This is a genomic window from Arenibacter certesii DSM 19833 (genome assembly GCF_000429545.1).
GTDB lineage: Bacteria > Bacteroidota > Bacteroidia > Flavobacteriales > Flavobacteriaceae > Arenibacter > Arenibacter certesii.
This window is the reverse complement of sequence record NZ_AUCB01000026.1, coordinates 60,092-79,526: the sequence shown is the minus strand read 5'-3', so window position 1 is coordinate 79,526 and position 19,435 is coordinate 60,092. Positions and strand designations below refer to the sequence as shown.

19 protein-coding genes and 1 tRNA gene are annotated in these 19,435 nt (G+C 35.1%); 5 read left to right on the top strand and 15 right to left on the bottom strand.

Going from position 1 to position 19,435, the window contains the following annotated elements; genetic code table 11:
- On the top strand, window positions 1-256 hold a 256-nt coding region (locus G466_RS0113335), incomplete at its 5' end, for an ATP-binding protein (protein WP_026813069.1).
- A gap of 290 nt (window positions 257-546) precedes the next feature.
- Here the strand turns inward: G466_RS0113335 and G466_RS23900 are convergent.
- From G466_RS23900 to G466_RS0113260, 12 genes are all read right to left on the bottom strand, one after another.
- Window positions 547-711 carry a hypothetical protein gene (locus G466_RS23900; protein WP_157373882.1) on the bottom strand — a complete coding sequence of 55 codons (165 nt, stop codon included), beginning with the start codon at window positions 709-711 and terminating at the stop codon, window positions 547-549.
- 396 nt (window positions 712-1,107) lie between these two features.
- Complete coding sequence (locus G466_RS24720; protein ID WP_026814120.1) at window positions 1,108-1,449, bottom strand: SdpI family protein; 342 nt, start codon at window positions 1,447-1,449, stop codon at window positions 1,108-1,110.
- 25 nt (window positions 1,450-1,474) lie between these two features.
- Window positions 1,475-2,209 carry a hypothetical protein gene (locus G466_RS0113310; RefSeq protein ID WP_157373880.1) on the bottom strand — a complete coding sequence of 245 codons (735 nt, stop codon included), beginning with the start codon at window positions 2,207-2,209 and terminating at the stop codon, window positions 1,475-1,477.
- A gap of 632 nt (window positions 2,210-2,841) precedes the next feature.
- Window positions 2,842-3,798, bottom strand: a complete 957-nt coding sequence (locus G466_RS0113300) for a hypothetical protein (RefSeq protein WP_026814117.1) — start codon at window positions 3,796-3,798, stop codon at window positions 2,842-2,844.
- A gap of 225 nt (window positions 3,799-4,023) precedes the next feature.
- Window positions 4,024-6,687, bottom strand: coding sequence for an NB-ARC domain-containing protein (locus G466_RS0113295; RefSeq protein ID WP_026814116.1), 2,664 nt, complete (start codon window positions 6,685-6,687; stop codon window positions 4,024-4,026).
- Window positions 6,688-7,129: 442 nt separating this feature from the next.
- Complete coding sequence (locus tag G466_RS23220) at window positions 7,130-8,953, bottom strand: type IV secretory system conjugative DNA transfer family protein (RefSeq protein WP_051315661.1); 1,824 nt, start codon at window positions 8,951-8,953, stop codon at window positions 7,130-7,132.
- Window positions 8,950-9,837, bottom strand: coding sequence for a DUF5712 family protein (locus G466_RS23215; protein WP_026814115.1), 888 nt, complete (start codon window positions 9,835-9,837; stop codon window positions 8,950-8,952). Before G466_RS23215 ends, G466_RS23220 begins: the two co-directional genes overlap by 4 nt.
- Window positions 9,837-10,301: a BfmA/BtgA family mobilization protein gene (locus G466_RS0113280; RefSeq protein WP_026814114.1), complete on the bottom strand. Its 465-nt coding sequence runs from the start codon at window positions 10,299-10,301 to the stop codon at window positions 9,837-9,839. The genes G466_RS23215 and G466_RS0113280 overlap by 1 nt, the downstream gene beginning before the upstream one ends.
- A gap of 172 nt (window positions 10,302-10,473) precedes the next feature.
- The gene (locus G466_RS23210) at window positions 10,474-11,226 is read right to left on the bottom strand and encodes a P-loop NTPase family protein (RefSeq protein WP_026814113.1); all 753 of its coding nucleotides are present in this window, start codon (window positions 11,224-11,226) and stop codon (window positions 10,474-10,476) included.
- Window positions 11,216-11,647, bottom strand: coding sequence for a helix-turn-helix domain-containing protein (locus tag G466_RS22005; protein ID WP_051315660.1), 432 nt, complete (start codon window positions 11,645-11,647; stop codon window positions 11,216-11,218). Before G466_RS22005 ends, G466_RS23210 begins: the two co-directional genes overlap by 11 nt.
- Window positions 11,647-11,949, bottom strand: a complete 303-nt coding sequence (locus G466_RS0113265; RefSeq protein ID WP_034235613.1) for a helix-turn-helix domain-containing protein — start codon at window positions 11,947-11,949, stop codon at window positions 11,647-11,649. The genes G466_RS22005 and G466_RS0113265 overlap by 1 nt, the downstream gene beginning before the upstream one ends.
- A gap of 151 nt (window positions 11,950-12,100) precedes the next feature.
- A complete protein-coding gene (locus tag G466_RS0113260; protein WP_026814111.1) occupies window positions 12,101-13,531 on the bottom strand; it encodes a hypothetical protein in 1,431 nt (476 codons plus the stop codon).
- A gap of 413 nt (window positions 13,532-13,944) precedes the next feature.
- Here G466_RS0113260 and G466_RS0113255 point away from each other — a divergent pair, with 413 nt between their 5' ends.
- Complete coding sequence (locus tag G466_RS0113255; protein ID WP_026814110.1) at window positions 13,945-14,208, top strand: hypothetical protein; 264 nt, start codon at window positions 13,945-13,947, stop codon at window positions 14,206-14,208.
- Between the two features lie 104 nt (window positions 14,209-14,312).
- Here G466_RS0113255 and G466_RS0113250 read toward each other — a convergent pair.
- Window positions 14,313-14,386: transfer RNA gene (locus tag G466_RS0113250), tRNA-Ile, on the bottom strand.
- A 152-nt stretch (window positions 14,387-14,538) separates the two neighbouring features.
- Window positions 14,539-14,967 carry a methylmalonyl-CoA epimerase gene (gene mce, locus G466_RS0113245; RefSeq protein ID WP_026814109.1) on the bottom strand — a complete coding sequence of 143 codons (429 nt, stop codon included), beginning with the start codon at window positions 14,965-14,967 and terminating at the stop codon, window positions 14,539-14,541.
- 309 nt (window positions 14,968-15,276) lie between these two features.
- Here mce and rbfA point away from each other — a divergent pair, with 309 nt between their 5' ends.
- Window positions 15,277-15,669 carry a 30S ribosome-binding factor RbfA gene (rbfA, locus tag G466_RS0113240; protein ID WP_026814108.1) on the top strand — a complete coding sequence of 131 codons (393 nt, stop codon included), beginning with the start codon at window positions 15,277-15,279 and terminating at the stop codon, window positions 15,667-15,669.
- 2 nt (window positions 15,670-15,671) lie between these two features.
- The gene (locus G466_RS0113235; protein ID WP_026814107.1) at window positions 15,672-16,880 is read left to right on the top strand and encodes an ABC transporter permease; all 1,209 of its coding nucleotides are present in this window, start codon (window positions 15,672-15,674) and stop codon (window positions 16,878-16,880) included.
- Window positions 16,881-16,896: 16 nt separating this feature from the next.
- On the opposite strand, the gene dusB is transcribed toward G466_RS0113235, so the two are convergent.
- The gene (dusB, locus tag G466_RS0113230; protein WP_026814106.1) at window positions 16,897-17,895 is read right to left on the bottom strand and encodes a tRNA dihydrouridine synthase DusB; all 999 of its coding nucleotides are present in this window, start codon (window positions 17,893-17,895) and stop codon (window positions 16,897-16,899) included.
- A gap of 269 nt (window positions 17,896-18,164) precedes the next feature.
- Here dusB and G466_RS0113225 point away from each other — a divergent pair, with 269 nt between their 5' ends.
- A complete protein-coding gene (locus G466_RS0113225) occupies window positions 18,165-19,379 on the top strand; it encodes a CynX/NimT family MFS transporter (protein ID WP_026814105.1) in 1,215 nt (404 codons plus the stop codon).
- Window positions 19,380-19,435: the final 56 nt, after the last annotated feature.

The following is a 19,435-nucleotide window of genomic DNA, read 5'->3' as shown; positions in this document are numbered from 1 at the left end:
GTTGGCGAAGGCGAAACTGTTGATCCTGGATGACTTTGGACTGGCTCACTTGGATAGAAAACAGCAAATGGACCTGATGGAGATCATTGAGGACCGGCATGGAAGATCATCTACCATTATTGCAAGTCAACTTCCTGTGGGAAGCTGGTACGATATTATTGGAGAAGCAAGCATCGCTGACGCGATATTGGACCGACTGGTACACACCTCTCACCGGATAGAATTAAAGGGAGAAAGTCTAAGAAAAAAACTGTAATATTGTCATTAACTTATCTTTTTGACCAAAATCCTTAGGGGGGTCAGTATGGCCAGAATAGGGGGTCAACATCACCAGAATATCCAATAAGAGTTTAACCGATTTAGATAATCTACCCGATCCGGATGTTTTAGCCGCAGAAATCATTGAAAATATTGAAGCAGGACTCCATAGTTTTAGAGAGATAATGGAAACGATAAACGGAGATATTGAGTAAGATAGCCTTATGAAATATCGGGTTACAAAAATGTATAGTACTATACAGAAGTGTATATGTTTAAGAAATAAGGCTATCCCAAGTATTTAAGTACCGCGATCATTATCCCAAGAAGGCTAATGGCCCCTAACAGAACGTTGAACTTAACATTAAGGCCCTTGATCTCAATATCAAGGCCGTTGATCTTGTTCTCCAATACACCTTGCATTAGGTCTATCCTGTCCAATACTTTTTCCATATCCTGTTCTGTTTTTAAGATCAATAATAGATATGATAGCCAATTTTTGCTTTTTTTACCTTACTTACTCTAATTTATTATTTACCATTCCGATCGGTGGGTCGACCGGGCAGGGCAAGGGCATGGTTTTTCCCCATGCGCTTGTGCGCGGTTCCGAGGGGGTCGGAAAAAAGGGGAGCGTCCGATCCTTCATCGATCAGCGGATATTTTTTGCGACTTCCGTAGGAACGTGGAAGGGATGTATCAGGGATAGCGTAAAAATCCATTTAATGAGGTTCCTAGCAAATTTGGCAGAGGAAGCGACCTAAGAAGCTACCGCAGACCTTAATGTGGCCCAGAACGCCTTAAAATGATTGGAACAACAGCCCGTTAAGATGTCTATGACAAAAACTAAGTTTATTCTTTACACTTTTTAACCTCTTTAAGTTTCATTTCAGTAAGCATAATTGATACTAGTAGAAAGAACACCCAAATTGCTGTAGCTCCCAAGATTGAAACTATAAAACCAAAAAAAACAAGTAAGACAAGTTGGAAGAACAATGTCAATATACTAAGCTTTAATAACAACTTTGGCCAGTACGAATTCGCATAATACCATAATTCATCACTCGACATTGATCTCATCGATCGATAGCCATATATACTATCAATATCTTTTGGCGGTCTATATATAAACAGCACTGGCAGAAAAAGTATAACCCAAGCAAGAAAAACGGATAGCAAAATAGGTGTTAACATGATAGCTGTTTAATTAATATTAAATTTATTTTGATTTAGTTATTATCCCTTCTACTTTACTAAGTTTCTCACTAAATACTATTTTTGAACTGTCCAATTTCTTTAAATAGCCTTGACTTAAATCTAAGGTAAATGAAAACATTTCATTTAGTATTTGTAGAAATGGAGCCATATTTTTAAAGGTTTCTTCAATATCGAATGTTGTCAACATGGTAATAACTTTCATGGGTTCCTTGTCGTAATGTATTGACAGGTCCCTTTGCTCCTTTAGTAATTCAAAATTCACCTTCAAATAGTTGTCCAGCTTCTGAGTTAGTGAATCGTATCTGGGTTTAAATTCAGGCAATTCATTTGTAATAAAACCAATTTCTTTAATCCAAAAAGAGTTGTTTCTATGCTTAGAAATCAAATCTCCTTGCTTATTTTCCAATGTGAAATTATAGATTTTTTTATATCCCTCGCCTGTAATAACAACGATTTGCCGGGCAGAAAATAGACCTTGATATTGGTATTTGGCATTTAAATAGTCAATTGTAACGCAACATAAATCTGCGGTCAAGATTCCAATAAAAATGCGATAATTAATCAAATTTTTAATTCCCTCAAAGTTCACATTCAATTTTTGATTTTGCGAAAATTTTTCACTCGCTTCAATCGTTTTGTAAGTTCCTCTAAGCGATTCTAATTCTATGGTTAGTAGGTCCAGTCTTTTCTCTGCACTTTCTATTAATTTAATTTTAGTTTCTGGTGTCATTAACATCGCAATGTGGATTTTTTTGCATGTTCGTTAAGGCACATAGTTTGATACGAGCTAACAGTCTTGAATTTATCACTATTTTGCCGATTTTTTAAATCCATCGTTAGCTGCTGGGTTTGTTTTTATCTTCAATATTTTTATTCAACAAAATGTAAACCCTATTCAAAACCATAAGTAGGGTTAGTAAAAAACTCACTATTAAGAAGGAGTTTAATAATGTCAGAGCCTTATTGATATATGTTGTGATACATCCCAAATCAAAGTCGATATTATAAATTATTAAAAATATTACTGTGAAGATGGAAAGTAGAATGTTATAGGAAATATTTGAATGGATTTCTTTTATATATTTTTGTTTAATCCTACTCTTCCTAGAATCCTTTTTTAGGTTTTCCATAGAGTTGTAAATAATTGCCAAAAGATTGAATAGAAAACCACCTAAAATTGATATAGCTGCTATCAAGTTCGTAATCTGACTTTGAAATTCTAAATTAAAATATGTGATACAACTAGCGACAATGATTGGAAAAAGAATAAACAAAATAAAATCCTGCCAATAGATTGTATCGGATGTTTGGCTAAGACTTCTTAGGGTCCCAAAATGACCCTTTATAATTTTCATGAAATTTATTCGACTAAGCATTATCAGGTGTTATGTCAAGCATATCGTGTATTAATTCAATAGATTGCTCTTTCAGAGAGTCAATTGTCGGTTCGCCATCTTCAAAGTCAATATTTCTTGTAACATCTATGTCTGGCTGAATTCTTTGTCGGTTTACAACGTAAAAGGTTTTCTTTTTACCATTTAATTCAAGCTCAAATTCTAAATCAGAATAACTATCATCTAAGCCTTCCACATCGAGTGTTGCATGATTAGAATTATGTTGTCTAAATACTCCGTCGATATAGTCTTTCCAATTCTGAGGAAGTGATGTTCTGCTCGTAAAAGATGATTTAAACGTGCCTTTTATTTCTTCTGGTTCTTCATTGTTATTTATATAATTCTCTAAGCTTCGTGGGATCCTTCTTTTGACGAGTTCCACTTTCTTTAAATTCCCTTCTCTCATCATTTTAGTATAAACCGAATTGTGAACGAGATTATTAATTAAAACTCTATAAACCTGATAACCTTCTTGTCTTATATAGGAGTTTATAGCAGGCAGTAGTTTAGTCTTAATACCAAAATTTGCTTTTCGTTGAAGAATCAGATAACCCACATTTCTATTTCTAGGGATAAAAAAGTAAAAGAATACGTTTCTAAATGCTGCATGATGCGTATCAACATTTAGTTCTGTTTCATTAGTGGTAGTATTAACTACTTTGTATCGCTCTCCACTTACACCACTAGAGAAAAAACCATAAATGCATCTATTTTCATCTTCCTTGGTAGCTGGTTCTTCTAAAGTAAGATGTATAGTTCTTCTTCCTGATAGGTCAGGAAGTTGATTTACGTTTTCGAATATGTATTCAGTGAAAGACTCAAATAATGAAAGAAAGTCGTCCGAACCATTAAAGTAACTCAGCATTTGCTGATTCTTATTATTGTCGACAATCTTCACAATGTAGGTTGCTAATAAAATTTTCTCTTCCATTCTGTCGTCATTTTTACCTTACAGCTAACGGTTTTGTAAATAAAACGTAGTGCTGAAAATATGCAGTTTCGTTTCGGCTAGGCACAAGCCGAATTTTTTAATTTTTATAATTACTTCCCTTTTCTCAATTAGTCAAATTTAAAAATTTGATAATCTCGAAAACATGCCTGAACCTCTGTGTTTGCGACTTCTCACGCTATTTTTTATATGTATTGTTACGTGGTGTTATTTATTCAGTGCCTGTTTCAATTTTGACGCCAAATCAGATTCGACTATCTTTTTTGAAGGTTTTCGGTTTTCAATAAAATTGATTTTCTTAATCTTATGTAAAAATGGCTTATGGTAATCAGCAGGTAACTCGGTTATAATTTTCGCACATACGTCTTTAGCTATTTTTCTTTTGTTTACCCTAATACAAATTTCACTAAAATGAGTTAAACCATCCAAAATAAAGTTTCTACACTTCGGAGAAAAGCTCATTAAATCTCTATCTTTTACAGTATTATATAACTTTAACCCTGGATATCTAAAAAGTTCATTAAACCTTGTTCTTTGCTCAGAATTAAGGCTTTCGTACTTTTTATCGGAAATGTCTTTAAATCTTTTCTTTTCCTTTATATCTTCTCTTTCTGCTACAATCATTATGCCTGAATAAGTCATTAAAGTTCCAATAATCTCGAGTAAAATTTCTTCATCAATTTTTGGTTTTTTAGCTAAGTATCCTTTTAATGTATTTATGGCTTTGTATTTAGATTCTTTTGTGCCTTCTGCCCAACAATATCTAACCTGCATAATTATAAACTCTGATGTATTGTTGAACCAATGCCAATAATCATCAAATAATTTTAAGGCTTTATCTACTTGTCCTTTTTGAGAAAACAAATAGTTTGCATAATTTAAAAGCGCACGGACTCGTAATTTGAAATCAGCATTTTCTCTTTTGATAATTCTACGATATTGATTTTCAACCTCACTTTCAGATGCAACAATCCTATTGGAATCTGCTACTTTTAACAAGGCATAATCTGTATCTAATTTATCATCGCTACTTATTTGAGTATATCTATTTGTAATTGATGAATCATAATCCGAACCCTTATTTTCATAATAAGATTGCATTATTTTTAATATCTCATATGAATAAACTTTAAAGAAATCTTTATCTTCTAATATTATAATTTTCAGCTTAACAAGTTCATTTAAAGCATCCTCAAATTCCTCTAGTTTATCTTCCTTATTAAGAAGAAATCTTAAATTATTTAATAGGCCTGTAAGGTCATCTTTGTTAACTAATAGGTTTATTGCTAAAAACATATTTTTAGCATCTTGCGATAAATAATCATAGATTCTATCGTACAAGAAATTCTTCGCTTCTTCTGTAGACTTTATATCAATTAACAGAGTTTCTTCTAATGACCCTTTTTGGGCTAATAAAATTGCAAATTGTAGAATAAAAAGTGGTCTGCCTGATGTTACATTGTGAATTAGGTTTGAGTAGGTGTTAAATGATTTTATATCCTTTTCAACGTTATAAGACGGTATTTCATTTCTGAATGCTTCAATTAAAAAAGCTATGGTGTTTTTTTCATCTAATTCATTAGTTTCTATTTCCTCACCAGTGATTAATGTCGCAGAACGAGTAGTTAATATTACTTTATGATGATTTATGTCAAGCTTTCTAATAAATGAAGTTATCTTATTTTTTTCCGCCTTTGAGAATGTTTCAAAATCATCAATTACAATAAGCATATTGCCTTCGTAATTTATGATTGCTTCTTCACCTGAGCTATCATCACTAAATACAATACTATTAATAAAGTCAATAGTTTCTGCTAAAGTTTTAATACTATCTTTTAGTTCTTGAATTACACCTTTATAAAAATTATAATATCTGTCTTTGGCAGACAAAAATATAATGTAGTCAAATTTCTTTCTTTCTTGGTTTGCCAATATTTCACAAACATTTTGTATAGCTGCAGTCTTTCCAATTCCTCCATGTCCCCATAATGTTGCAAAAACTGAAGAATTGTTTTTAGTTAAAAACTTAATAACCTTATTAGATACACCAACATCAATATATTTTTTGTAATTTTTGGAAAATTCATTAATAATTGTTCCGTTAGAGGTTTTTCTTTTTAATCCATCGTTTGCAATATCAATTTTTGCTAATTCTTCAAATTCAACATATATCTTACCTGTCCTAATCAGTTGATTAAATTTTACTCTACCGGTTAGTTTTTCCTCAATTGAGGAGAAGCTATAAAAATCATTTTCGTTTTCAATAAAAATAAAAGGAGAAACTCTGAAATAATCACTTTCATTCTTTATGTAAATACTGTTTTCTTTGAATGAAAATACTTCGTCTGGACAAGACCAAGCTAGATAATCTGAGCCATTTGATTTGTATTGAATTCCTTTATGTATTTCACCTGATTTACTAGTTGTAACAATGATATCTATTTTATCTTTAAATAAGAAAATGTCCGATTCTTCTATTTTATTTATCAGATTTTCAAAAACTTCGAGATATTCACTTATAGTATCTTCATATGAGTAACCGTGACCTATTTTTTCATTCCTTATTTTTGGGTAATCATTAATTGCCTTAAGAAAATCTTTCATTTTTTTATTTCCAAAAAAGTCGGATTTAATATCTAAAGTTCTTGAAGCAGATATTATACTTCCAATTGACGGTTTTAATATGGTTTCGATTACTTGTTCTTTCTCATCCTCTGTAATATCTTCAAAATTTTTATTCCATAAATATCCTAAAATTAGTATTAGATAAAATTCTAATTTAGACTGATAATGTACCTTTAATTCGCTTTTCTTATCAAGTCCTTTTAAGAGATTAATCTTTCTATTAATTTGGTTGATTATATAGTTCATTTTTGGATTCAGTTTTTTTATGCCACAGTTTGTGTATATTAACTTGCAACTATAGATATATTTTTGTCAGTCACTAATGTAACCCTTTATTTTATAAAGGGTGCCCTTCTGTGAGTTGAAAATGGCAATGAATCTAAGGCGTATTGAAAAGTAAAGTTTTAAACCAGCAATCAATCTATATCTAAAAAAAATAAAAAGGATAGGGTCGCTATGTTTATCAAACTTATGGATTTGATAATGAAGATGATATCACGTACTTTTTCACGAATTACCTACAAATTCAATGACCTTTATTTTCGGGGCGGTATTTCCCTTATTAAGATTAAAGCAGTACAAGTACGCACATAACCCCTTCCATTTTCCATCAATTTAAAACCCATAATTATTTCTTTCCAAATCGCGTTTAAAAAATAAAGGTGATTTGAAAAGAAATAATTACACCCTATATATCCAATAAGGCAGTATTACTCTTCGGTTCAATAATATTTCTAGCTTCAGATATAATTCTATGGTAATTGTTCATGATCGTTTCAGAATCAACTTCGGGTATAGCATTCATGCCTTTCGAAACATCCACTTTTTCCTTATCATAATCGAACTGATACCCAATAAACTCCCTTGGACTGCCCTCGGCAATAACACCATAAAACTGACCCGTATCCGTTCTCATTATTTGACTGATCTTTAATCGTTCTCGTTCTTGTATACTCTGACTTTTTCCCTTGCCATCGCTTGATGTTAAATGGACCATCTTACCAGATGATCCCACATTATGGTGTGATGACCAGTACACCTTATCCTCTTTGCTGAAAATTGATTGGATTATTTCAGCCGATTTGGTATTAGAGGTTCGTCCAAAAAATTGATTCCCCAAATTTGCCAAGATTACCTGTGCCTTATCGCTACCATATTTTTCAACGACTTGACTATAATCCTGGGCTCCAAATACAGTGGAAATTTTATTGCTCCGACCCGTAGCAGGTATTTGCTCGAAGTTTGGAATATAAAGGGTTGGTGCCTCGTCTAAAATGATCGCACTCGGTAATTTATGCGGTCTGTTCATCAGTTTAGTTGCTACTGATATTATTAAGGAAATTGCTGGGGAATACGTTTGGGGCAGGGAGCTATCATTGCCAATACATAAAAACTTTGGAGAATCTGGGTTGTTGAGATCCAAACTCAGGTCATTACCCGACAGTACCCAAAATATTTCAGGATTGTTTAATCTTGACAAGGCAGTTTGTAAAGTGGATATTACCCCGGCAACCTGTTTTTCCGCCCCCCTTTTCATGGCCTGTCGTAAACTTACCACCATTCCAGCTGTTTCGGGATCTGAGCCAACCTTATCTAGTAATTGTTGGGTGTCGGCCTCTAGAACCAAACTTATTAAATGAGGTAAGCTGCATTGATCAGGGTGGTGCTTTTTGAGGTACCATATTATCCCTGTTAAAATGCTTTGGGCATCCCTGTCCCAAAATTTTCGTTCCTTAATCGTTTCTGGCAACAGATTGTTTATTATGGTTTCACTATACTCAAAAGCATAGGGCGATTTTATTAAGTATTCCGGTGCCAAAGGATTTACTCTATGACTTTTGGCGGGGTTTAGAAAGTCAACGAAATATGGGGTCAGGTTATTAACTCCTGCTTTTTGAAAATGGTAATAGTACTTAGAAAGTTCCGTACTCTTAAAATCGTACAGAATTCCAGTTATCGATTTTTCAACAACGTGCTTTATAATAGGTTTGAATAAACTTTCGGATTTTCCTGAGCCTGCCCCACCCTGGATGTAAATTCCTCGCATCGGATTTTCCAAATAAATCTTTGCTTGCTTAGTTTTAAATACAATACAATCGTTCGCCAACTTCGCTTTACCTCCTTTTATGCCATTCCTTTGTCTTTTTAATTTTGGTAGAGTTAACATAAGAATAAGTCCAAAATATCCTATATCAATAATTTGAAATAGTTCTTCTTCCCCGAACCGGCCCGTAGCTTCCAATTGTGACAATGTGTTAATCACGCTCAACTGCACCAATAACAATATACTTAACACTAGGAATGCCTTTGACCACCTTTTTATCAGCCTTTTTAGAATAATGAATAAAAGTATAGGGTTAACGGTGAAATAAATTCCCCATTCTGTATCCATTCCCAAAGAATCCGCATAAAAAGTTAGAAAAACACCAGTTATCAACCAAACAATCGGGTACAGTGCCAACACACAATAGATAAAATATTTGATCATTTTGAAAAAGAGAAAAAGTATCATCGTTCTAAAGATTTGTGGTTGTTATGAGTTTTTTCTTGTGATTTCGATAATTTCTTTCTCGTCGCTTCCCTTTCCATCATGGAGCCGTTTTTCAAGGCGTTCTGAACTTCAAACTTTTCAATTTCCTGTCTCTTATAATGAAACATTTTATCAAATCTTTTTTCATTTTCAACAATCCATTTCTTCCTGTCAAACCCCACCTTATATGAATTCTTCCCTATGGTCCTGATTTTCGATTTCTCATTGGAAAGTGGACTTAATTTCATCTTTTGAGTCTTATCCTTTCTACTGACAATGATATGAATATGGGATTGTAACCCCTCCTTCTTTTCACCCGACTTTACGAACCCTTGTTGCACCTTTTTATCCGTGCCTTTATATTTTCTTATATGTTCGATTTTTGCAAAATAAACCAGCCCGCTGCCATCATTCAACCCCTTTTCCTGCCGCATAAAGTTTTGGGCGTAATTATCCATGACCTTCCTAGAATACTCTTTTAAATACTGGTTAAAACGTTCGAACTCCTTAGGGTTCATTTGCCAAGTATTTTCTATACTTCTCCCATCGGTAGCCTTGCTTGCCAAAAACTTCAATTCTCCTTTACTAAAATTGATGGTTGGTGCAAAGAACTTGGCATCATTTTTCCCAAGTTTTGAAATGTTGGCATCTATTTTTTCCGTCACCTCATGGCCACGTATCTTATCGGAATAGGAATTAAAAAAATGCTGTTGTCTACTTCTTATTTCGATTTCCTTTTCCCTTTGGGGGACTGAAAGCGCCATCTTCTCCAACTCTTGGTTTTCCTTGTCCAGGTAATCAACCAAAGCTGATGAACTTCCCTTGTTTTTGGAAGCCATGCTACTATGTGGTTTGCTTATGGGCATTAGCTGAAAATTTCTTTTATCCGCTGGTTTAATCCAGATCTATCCTTATTGTCCAAATAGGATGCAATTTCAATCAGGCAGTTCTTTTGTTTTAATAATTCAGACTTCACTAATAGTGTCCGTTTTTCGTCAGCACTATTCATTTTCCCCAATACCTCTCTAAGACTATTTGTAAGTTCTTCTAATTTTAGAACCTGATTCTTTCCGTTCATATACACTTCATCCCTCACTGGTTTTAGAATATCCCGCTCTTGAACTCTTAAAAAAGAAACAATTCTTTTGTCAAGTACTTTGATCATGGCCGAAGGGTTCTCGTTCAATGCATCCTTGGGATTAATTCCGGTCCTTTTAAAATATCTTATCATATTTTCTACCAAGGCACCTATGGGAATTCCAAAAGTTTCTGAAAGCACCTTAATTTCTCGATGACTGACTTCCTTGATTATGATGCTTTTCTTTTTCATCTTTATAATTTTAGTTGCTGAAAATCAATTAGTTATGGTGTATTTTATAATTTGATTATAAGTAGCTATAATTTTAAAAACTCATCAAACCTCTATGGTTGTTGGGTTTTAGCCCCGTAGGGCAAGTCGGAGATAGGGGCCCAGCCCCTGTCCGACTTGCTCTTTTCAAGACTCAGTACCGTCTGCTTTTTCCGTCCAATTCAATGAAGTTGAACATTTCAAACAACCTATCGTAAACCTGTTTTCCATATATCTTTTCCAATGACCTTATCGGAAGGTTACTTGTAACATGGGTCTTTGTTCCTTTCTCTTTAAAAGCATTATACCTTATCAGTAAAAGCCTTTCAAATAGATTCTCTTTTACACCCCAGGATTGCGCCTTTTTTTCCGTTCCCAAATCGTCAAAATGAACAGTTCCTCGGCTGTATTTGTCCACCATAATTTCTCCGTCCAAATTAAATTCCTTTACAACGGTATGCACTGAAACATTACTAAACCACAATTGTTTTAAATGATAATACCTGCTTATATTTCTAATAATATCAAGGACAGAACTTTTCCCGGTCCCACAGGGTCCATGTATAAATAGACCTTTCCTCAATTCTCCGTCCGTTACTTTTTCAAAGGATCTATCGTTTGAAAAATATCTACATATAACATCTAAGAATTGTCGGTTTTGGTCATCGACAATAAATTCCCTATTCATACTTTCAAAGTATTTTTTTCCAAAATTCCATACAAGTATTTTCAGTTGCGCTGTCTCCATACCGCGCTGTTTTTGTTGTTCTGGTTTAGCGTATAATTCATCGAAATAATGGATTACCTTTTCATTTATCTTTTTATCATTCGCGACTCTTTCGCTCCCCTCCTTTTCTTTTGCCAATCCAATGCGAATCTTCAATCTTTGCCCTGCGCTATTTTTCATTTTTTCTAGGATTTACATTTTGAAATCTTTTAGATTTCTTTTTAAAAGAAATATTAGATTTAGTATTTAATTGTTTACTATTATCCTTCAAGATTTCTTTAATAGGCCTATTCAAGTTTACTTGAGTAGGCTTTTCAAATATTACGATATACCTATTCAAGATTTCTTTAGTACCTAAATCCCGATAAATGAAACGTTCTATATAACCGTATTTCTCCAGCTGTTGGAGCCAGGTGTTTATTGACTGGGTAGAAACTTTATACAGTTCCTCAAAATATCGGTTGCTCGCATAGCAAAAACCCAATTGATTGGTTAATGATGTGATCTCGGCATATAAAATTTTTGCATTTGGGATTAGCCGCTTATCGTATCTTACCGGAGCTGGCAAAATGGAATAATATGAGGGTTCAGAGCGATCCATTATTTGCGCTTTGATATTAATGTCTCCCGGTTTCTTCTGGCGATTTTTAAGAGTTCAGATTTTGAAAAAAAGATAGACCTGCCAATTTGGTAGTATGGAACTTTACCCTGCTTTTTCCAAGAAATGATACTAGTTATAGATATCCCTAAAAAAGCAGCTGCTTCTCTTTGACTCAATCTATCTTCCTTGATATTGATTTCGCTGTCGTTAATATGTTCGGTCTTTCGTATTTCCTCGACCACCATTTTAACAATACGTTTTAAATCCTCCTTGTTGTGTGTGTAAAATAGTACGTTACCCATGTCAATTCATTTAAGTTTAACTTGATGCTAAACTCAATAAAAGCAAGGATAACGAGAATTGGAATGGCAGTAAATCCAATTTCACACCAGCCAATAGACTGAATTACAAAGGTTTAATAGTATGGTGAAAATAGTTTCAGAAATGTAGGTTCTAATTTTTCATTTCATTGACCAATGCAATTTCGCTGGTCAAACCTTCAAAAGTGAGTTTAATATCTTGGACGTTATCAGGGTGATAGGCCAGTTTGGATTTTAATATGTGGTATAGGTTGCTTTGGGTCATCCCTTTAATTTTGAGAGAACAATTTTGGGATATTACCTTAGGAACGGAAATTCTAAAATTATACTTTATATACCCCTTCTTTTCAAGGAAAATCAGGTATTCCAAAAGAAGTTGGTTGCCAAAAGTAATTGTAGAAGGAATTATAAATTCATCTGTTTTTGATGTATAATGAAATAATTCGGTCATGATCTTACCTGAAACTTTATCCAATATATTAAGATCAATGCCGGCGTTGGATTTACTCAACAAATATTTAAACCCCTTTTTAATTTGGTTTTTATTCCTAAATATTTCAATCCTTGAATTTTTTATCTTCTGCAAAACAGATTCCTTCCTTTTTTCATCTTCTATAATTTTAGCAGCCAAATGCTGTCTATTTTCTTCCTTTATATTGTCTAAAGAAATTGAGGATAAAAAATCTAAATAATCCGATATTTTGTTGTTGTATTTATCAATACCCAAATATGCATTAAATGTTGACTGGTATGACTCTCCATAAGTGGAAGAATAACCAAAGAAATAACTTTCAATTGTGGGAAATCTATTATAGCTAGTCCGCTTATTCAATTCCTTAATTAAATAAATAAACTTTTGAACATAACTATTTATAAGCTTAGGATGTTCAATTAAATAAAGCTCTCTTTTCACCATTTGCTTCCATTGTTCAAAATTAAATAGAATTGGCGATAGCATCAAGCAGTCATCATTCTGATTGATAATTGGCATGTTGGCATCGACAAGATACTCTACACTATTTAAAAGATTTATACTTTTAAATACCTGAATTGAAGTCTGAAGCTCATTATCTATGTTTGTGTAGTATTCATGAAGAAAAGTCTCGCATTTGTTCTTGTAACAGTACAAGTCGTCCAATTTCATGCTCTTGTCATTGTGAGATTTATTAGAGATTCTTAACTCATGTATCTCGTTATTAACTATCGCATTAGCTCGATTATAGATTTTCTGAATTTGGTTAATCTCAACCAAATGACCTAAAATCAAAACAATCCGATCAAAAGGAGCTCTTTTTTTTAAATTCGTTAGAAATCCATTTGTTTCGGGAGGACTTCCAAAAGTTTCCCCTTGGATTAGATCCCAAAAATAGCTCTCAGGTAATTCAAATAATGGCCTAAATTCAACTATTTCAGTATTCCCTTCATGCCATATCTTAATATATGTTTCTCCTATATCATCCGCGTTAACGAAATCTTTCCTAACACTTTCTATGTCCTGGTAACTACCCGCTTCATCAAGTACTAGTTCGTCAATTCTCGTTTTAATTTTATAGGTTCTTTCCACTGGTCAATAATAGGTTTGAATTCAATACTTCAATATAGGGAATTAGTTTATATGTGCTTAAAGTCTCGGCAAGTGCATAACTTTCGGAACCATTCCCCGATAGAAACTACACCTTGACCCTAATTGATTATCGCAGATATTTTCCCTAAACCTAAATACCGAAAGGATATGCTCTTGCTTGGGTTTTTGAGGATGTTGAAAAACAAAACCTAGAGGCTTTTAGAATGTGACTTGGATTTAATTCGGTCGAAACAGAAGGTACAATTGATGGGCTTTTTTCTACTTCCGCAGAAACTGGGCTAATTTTCTTAACTTTATTAATGATGAAATGAGCATCACTGCAAACTGGTCACAAATAAGTATGAAGATATGCGAATCGCATATGACCGTTAAAAATCAATAAATATCTACATATGCAAAAATGGTCAAAGGAGAAAATTGAGAAGATATTGGACGATGCTCCCAAAGTTTCGCCAAGCCTAATTAATGAAATCTATGAGGCTTTGGAGGACGGTGGTGTGGATGGTGTAAACATTTTATTTACAACTAGAGGTACTTTCAATCCTAAATTTAAGGATAGAATTGAAGTCATTCGTTTTATAGTTATCATAAAACAATTAGCGGGTACCTTACTCACTCCGGAAGAAAATCTAGTTTTAAAACAAGCTAGAAATTGAAGGTTTGATATAGTACGGATACCTATCTAAAATAATCGTAGCCCTATTGGTAGCCCTGTGAAATAATAAACCCCTGTAAACCAGTGGTTTGCAGGGGTTCTAAGTGGTCCCACCTGGGCTCGAACCAGGGACTTTCTGATTATGAGTCAGATACTCTAACCAGCTGAGTTATAGGACCATTTCCTTTCTTGTTTCTCCACTAGGATGCTGATCTCCTAATGGTCCAATAAGGAACCGCAATTTGCGGATGCAATATTACTATTTATTTTTCTAGACTGCAACAAAATCTTTAAAGAGTAAAAATATTTTTTCATTAAGATGTATTAAAAATCATTCCATCCCCCATTCTACGGGAGGTGAGGAAGCTTCTTGACAAAGTTCTATAAGTACTCCATTTGTGCTTTTTGGATGTAGGAAAGCTACTAATTTGTTATCCGCCCCCTTTTTGGGCGTTTTATTAAGCACCGTAAATCCCTCTTTGGTAAGTCGCGCAATTTCTGCTTCCAGGTCTTCTACAGCAAATGCCACATGATGGATACCTTCGCCTTTCTTCTCTAAAAATTTGGCAATGGGACTCTCGGAATCAGTCGCTTCAAGTAATTCTATCTTGTTGGGACCCGATTTAAAAAATGATGTTCTTACCCCTTCGGATGCAACTTCTTCGATCTTATAATGGGAAACTCCCAAAAGTTTTTCGAACAACATATTAGAAGTCTCCAAATTATGGACTGCTATTCCCAAATGTTCAATCTTCTTCATCCTTTCGTGAATTTGCTTACTAATACCGTTCACTCACCCAGAGTACTTTAATTACTCAGCTTTTGTTTCTTCCTACTAACAAAAATACAACATTCCATACTAACATCCTTAAATTGTGATGGAGAGTGGGAATACGACCAATATGGATAGGTTATTAATAATAAATATCCATTTAAATTTAGAACGCAATTGCCATCGTATAGAAGTGGATTAACTAATCTAGTCAGCATTCTGACAACATCTCTCCCCCACAGCAGCTAATCCAAATATAGTGTTCCAATCTATTTAATTATATCGTATTTTTGCAGTATGGAAACACAACGACAAAAGAAAATAGGTGGCGTTATACAAAAAGATATCGCTGATATTCTACAGCGTGCCGCAACCGATGGAGGTTTAAAGGGCACCCTTATTTCAGTATCCAAAGTATCGGTCACATCAGACCTTTCTATTGCCAAAGTATATGTTAGTATTTTTCCTGCCGATAAAGGCAAGGAATTGTTGGAAGGAATGAAGTCCAATCAACCTATAATTAAGCACGAACTAGCACAACGTACCAAAAATCAATTGAGACGCGTACCAGAATTGTTGTTCTTTTTAGACGACTCCCTAGAATATATAGATGGTATTGAAAAATCTTTAAAAGGAGAAGAAAATCCGGTTAAGAATCCCGATTTATTGGAAAAAAGGAAAAAGTCTTAAGATTGAATTTTCCCTTATACATCGCAAAGCGATATCTACGTTCTAAGAGCAGCCAAAATGCGGTGAATATCATCAATTTTATTACGTTTTTGGTTATTGTTATTGGTTCGGCAGCACTATTCATTGTCTTATCGGGCTTTGCTGGATTAAAAACCTTTAGTCTTTCCTACACCAATATGGTAGACCCGGACCTAAAAGCCCTGCCCGCTACCGGAAAGTTTTTTAACATCTCAGAGGAACAGAACAAGGCATTACAAGATCTTCCTGGCGTAATTGCCTATTCTAAGGAATTGGAGGAAAAAGTATATCTTACCCATGATCATAAATCGCATATTGCCTATATTAAGGGAATAGACTCCACCTACCTAAAAACCACGCCCATAGATAGTAGCGCTTATTTTTATGGAGATTGGGAAGTTAATGCCCTTCAGGGCGTTGCCGGACAGGGGGTAGTCAACCTTTTAGGATTGAGCATCAACAATTTTAGAAGTCCTTTACTAATACGGGTTCCAAAACCAGGAGATGGATTATTGGGACAACGGCAGCTAAAAGACTCCTATAACGAAGCTTCCTTAGTGATAAGTGGAATTTATCAAATAGAAGAAGAATTAGATAGGAAATATATATTTGCAGAACTTCCTATGGTACAGGCGTTATTGGAGAAAGACAGTACCCAGCTATCGGGCATCAATTTTAAACTACAATATAATGCCGATATTACCGAGTTGCGAAATAAAATCACCGCAATCTTTCCAGATAATGTAATCTTAAAAGACCGTATAGAACTAAATAGCACCTTGCACCGGATGCTGAATACGGAGAATTTGGCTACCTATCTCATATTTACATTGGTACTTATTATTGCCCTTTTTAATGTTGTAGGAGCAATAATAATGATGATTTTAGACAAGCAACAAAACTCCAGAACCCTATATAATTTAGGGGCCCCCATAAAATCGTTAAGGCAAATTTACTTCTTCCAAGGATTATTGGTAACTGGCTTGGGCGGATTTATTGGCGTATTCCTAGGTTCAATATTAATTGTCTCCCAATTGCAGTGGGGATGGTTGAAAATTACGCCAACTCTTGCCTATCCTGTAGAATACAATTCAATAAATGTACTGGTCGTTCTTGGAACTATCTTTGTATTGGGAATTATAGCCTCATTGATCGCCAGTAGTAGGATCAATAAGAAACTAATCGCTCAATAATAATTTTAGAATAGGGTTAGGGAGTAGCAAACTCGTAATCCCCGAAAACTTCCAAAACCTCATCAAAAGCAGCAAAAACGTCTTCTGAGTGGTCACTAGTTACCATTTTCATCCTAAATTCCTTAAAATTAGGAATTCCCTTAAAGTAATTGGTATAATGCCTACGGGTCTCAAATACTCCTAACTGCTCACCCTTCCAATCAATCGCCATTTGTAGGTGGCGCCTAGCAGCTTCCACACGCTCTTCCATGGTTGGAGGGGCTGCGTGAGTCCCTGTTTTAAAATAATGCTTTACTTCTTTAAAAAACCATGGGTACCCAATACTGGCCCTACCTATCATAGCACCATCCAAACCATACTCGTCCCTCATTTTCATGGCCATTTCAGGACTATCTACGTCGCCGTTCCCAAAAACAGGAATATGCATCCGCTGGTTATTCTTTACCTCGGCAATAGGCCTCCAATCTGCTTCTCCCTTATACATTTGAACTCTTGTTCGCCCATGAATGGAAATAGCTTTACAACCTACATCTTGTAACCTTTCGGCAACCTCAACAATCTTGATAGAATCGTGATCCCACCCCAATCTTGTCTTTACAGTTACGGGTAGTTTAGTATGCTCTACCATTGCCTTGGTTAAGGATACCATAAGATCTATATCCTTTAAAATTCCAGCTCCTGCTCCTTTACAAACCACTTTTTTAACGGGACACCCAAAATTGATATCTATAATGTCTGGACCCGACTTTTCAACAATTTCTACTGATTGTAACATGGAATCCAGGTTAGCTCCAAAAATTTGAATCCCAACGGGACGCTCCTTTTCATAGATATCCAATTTCATGACACTTTTGGCAGCATCACGAATAAGGCCTTCCGAAGATATGAACTCTGTGTACACCACATCTGCACCCTGTTCCTTGCACAAGGCACGAAATGGGGGATCGCTTACGTCCTCCATTGGCGCTAACAACAAAGGGAATTCCGGTAATTGTATGTCTCCTATTTTCGGCACAATGACTGTCTATTAAATTTTGGATTGCAAAATTACAGAAAAAAAACGCTACTCTAACACTAGGGGACTGGAAATCAGTAGGCAGAGACAATTAACAGCTAAGGTGAACAGTAGCAGTTGGAAGTAGGAGCTGAGATTTGGCCCTTAAATACGCTAGGGCAAGACTATTAGGCTATTAAAAAATTCAACTGCTTTAAGGAAGCATTAACTAATCTGCTATTTTATAAGGGCTACATTTGCAGGATCTAAAAATTATTGATCAATTAGACATGAAAGGGCAAACCAATGCTGGATCAGCTAATAAATGGGGTAACAGATTAAATCTAGAGCTCATTTTAATACTACTGGGAATCCTATTTATCGCTGCTAATCTACGGGCTCCCATCACTTCAGTTGGCCCTGTAATCAACGAAATATCTGATTCCCTAAGTCTTTCCCCAGCCTTTGTAGGCCTACTTACTGCTATACCTCTAATTTCTTTTGCCCTATTATCTGCCTTTGCCCCTAGGGTAGCTAGAAAAACAGGTTTGGAAAGGCTGCTGCTATACTCTTTAATGGTTTTAGCTTTGGGATTATTTACCCGTTCGGTTGGGAATGTTCCCTTGCTTTTTATTGGTGCCGCTCTTATAGGTGCTGCCATTACTGTAGGTAACGTATTGATGCCTGCCTATATAAAAAAAACATTTCCTAACAAAGTGGGTATTGTTACCGGGATGTACTTGGTCTCCATGAATTTAACTTCGGCCTTAGCTGCCGGTTTTAGTATTCGTATAGGGCAAGTTAGTGGTATGGGATGGCAAGGCTCTATTGGTATTTGGGGGATATTGGCCGTTGTATCCTTATTTATCTGGTATCCTCAGGTTAAAAAATCCCCGGTAATTACTGCCCAAGGCAAAAGGACTTCCTCCAAAGCGCTATGGAAATCCTCGTTGGCATGGAATATTGCTGTATTTATGGGACTTCAATCCCTATTATTCTATTGCTTGGCCGCATGGCTACCTACAATATTACAAAGTTGGGGAATGTCTCCCGATCGCTCTGGGTGGATGCTCTCCTTTATACAAATGGCCCAGTTGCCCATTATGCTTATTGGCCCTATACTAGCCGCCAGAATGAAAGACCAGATCTCATTGGTTTGGGTTACTTTTATTTTACTGATGTTAGGATTAGCAGGGATCATTTTCGGAAAGACAAGTTTTGTTATCCCTTCGGTAATCAGTATCGGTATTTCCTTGGGCTTGGCGTTTACCCTCGCTATGATGTTTATGGTGTTGCGGACTAAAACCACCTCAGAATCTGCAGAGTTGTCCGGAATGTCGCAAACCGTTGGTTACATTATAGCCGCTTGTGGACCTCCTGTATTTGGTGCACTCTTTAGCCTTTCGAACAATTGGTACGTGCCATTGGCATTATTGGTTGTATCTGCCATACTATTGTTGGTAGTTGGTTTGACCTCGGCAAAAAACCGCTACTTATCGGAATAAAACCAAGCGATTTTATATTACAAATTCGTAACAGAAATTAGGAGCCTTAGGATTAA